Source organism: Actinosynnema sp. NPDC023658 (assembly GCF_040639995.1).
Lineage (GTDB): Bacteria > Actinomycetota > Actinomycetes > Mycobacteriales > Pseudonocardiaceae > Actinosynnema.
On sequence record NZ_JBFAAX010001006.1, the window covers coordinates 1 to 1,952 of the forward strand.

Genomic DNA, 1,952 nt, shown 5'->3' on the forward strand with positions numbered 1-1,952 from the left:
TGCACAGGCCCAGCACGAGCAGCCCGCCGCCGGCCAGCTCGGTCACGCCGGTGACCCACGCCAGGATCCGCGCCTCGCGGAACCCGGCGGACTGGAGGTACTGGGCGAACCCGTCGATGCCGGGCCCGCCGAACAGGCCGAACACCTTCTGCAGGCCGTGCACGACGAACGCGCCGCCCAGCGCCAGCCGCAGCACCAGCAGGCCGATGTCGGGGCCCGCCGTCCAGCCGAACGGCCTGCGCTCTTCGTCGTCATCGAGGGTGTCGTAGTGCGTGGCGGGCTTGTCGTCCAGGTCCGCGACCGGCGTGTAGCCGGTCGTGTCGAAGGCGCTGGTGTCCTTGGTGAACGCGTCGTTGTGGATCGTCCGCGTGCCGTCGTCGAAGTGGTGAACTCCTCCGCCCACGCCACTCGTCGAGTAGAACCCGTCGTCGGAGTAGCCGCTCGAAGCCTTCGAGCGGTCGTCGTGAGTAGCCACGCACCCGCACGTTAGGAGGTTTGGACGACGTCCGCGAGCGTCCGTTCAGCCGCGCGGTTACACCCTAACGGCCTAATAATCGCCCTTGACGAGGTTCGCCGGCTGCTCGCCGCGGGCGAACCGGGCGACCTCGGCGGCCACCACGGCGTACGCGCGCTCGGCGTGACCGGTGCAGCTGCCGGCCACGTGCGGCGTGAGGAACAGGCCCGGCGCGGTCCACAGTGGATGGTCCGACGGCAGCGGCTCGGGGTCGGTCACGTCCAGCGCCGCGCGCAGCCGCCCCGACACGAGCTCGGCCAGCAGCGCGTCGGTGTCGACGACCGGGCCGCGCGCCGCGTTGACCAGGATCGCGCCGTCCTTCATCCGGGAGAGGAACTCCGCGTCGACCATCCCGGTGGTCTCCTCGGTCAGCGGCACCACGACCAGCACCGCGTCGAACCCGCCGAGCAGCTCGGGCAGCTCCGCCACGCCGTGCACGCCGGGCCGCGCCGTGCGGCCGACGAGGGTCGCGGTCGCGTCGAACGGCTCCAACCGGCGGCGGAACTGCTCGCCCAGGTCGCCCGCGCCGACCACGAGCACCTTCTTGTCCTGCAACGTGTCCGTGAGGTGGTAGTCCCAGCGCCGGTCCTGCCGGGCCCGCTCGAACACCGGGAAGTCGCGGTAGATCGCGAGCAGCGCGCCGATCGCCCACTCCGCCGTGCTACCGCCGTGCGCGCCGCGGCACGTCGACAGCACCACCCCGTCCGGGACGACGCCGATGAACCGCTCGGCCCCGGCCGACAGCAGCTGCACGAGCTTCAACGACGGCAGCTGCGCGAACACCTCCCGCGGGTCCGTGCCGGAGAGGAACTTCGGCACCAGGACCTCCGCCCCCTCGGCCTCGGCCGGCAGCGGCCGGCCCGGCTCGTAGCGGACGGGCCGCACACCCTCCACGTCGGACAGCACACGGACACCCAGGTCGTCGGGGACCAGAACGATGAGGCTCACGGCGTCGCACGTTACGGCACGCCCGCCGCCACGCGGCAGCACGACGTCTGCTGCGCGGACGCACGCGGACCGGGCTCGCGGATGCATGTAACTCCCGAGCGGCGCTGGACCCGACCGGGTGACGTGCCCCACTGGGGAGTCGGGCGGGATGGCTTCCCGACGAGTGCCCGGCCCGGTCGCCGCCCGTGCCGAACCCGCACTTCGCGCCGCCGGCGGTGGTGGACGGGCCGTCGCCGTGCGCCCGGCCGTCGACGGGGACGGAGCTGGACCGCTCACCCCGCGTTCACGACCCCGCGCCTAACCTGGAACGCGTGTCGCGACTGCGTGGAGTGCTGATCGGGTCGGCCCTGGGCCTGCTGGCCGCGGGCTGCGCGAGCTTCCCCGAGCAGCCGGGACTGTACGCCGACTACGCGGCGGTGCGCGGCGACTCGTCGGACAACCTGCCGAACACCCCCGGCGTCGGCCCGAAGACCATCGTGAAGCTGCTCAC

2 protein-coding genes are annotated in these 1,952 nt (G+C 73.0%); both read right to left on the reverse strand.

Annotation, left to right across the window (positions count from 1 at the left end):
• Positions 1–475: DoxX family protein (locus tag AB0G02_RS37435; protein ID WP_360804416.1), on the reverse strand; the 475-nt coding region annotated here is incomplete at its 3' end.
• Positions 476–547: 72 nt separating this feature from the next.
• Complete coding sequence (locus tag AB0G02_RS37440; protein ID WP_360804419.1) at positions 548–1,462, reverse strand: 2-hydroxyacid dehydrogenase; 915 nt, start codon at positions 1,460–1,462, stop codon at positions 548–550.
• Between the last annotated feature and the right edge of the window lie 490 nt (positions 1,463–1,952).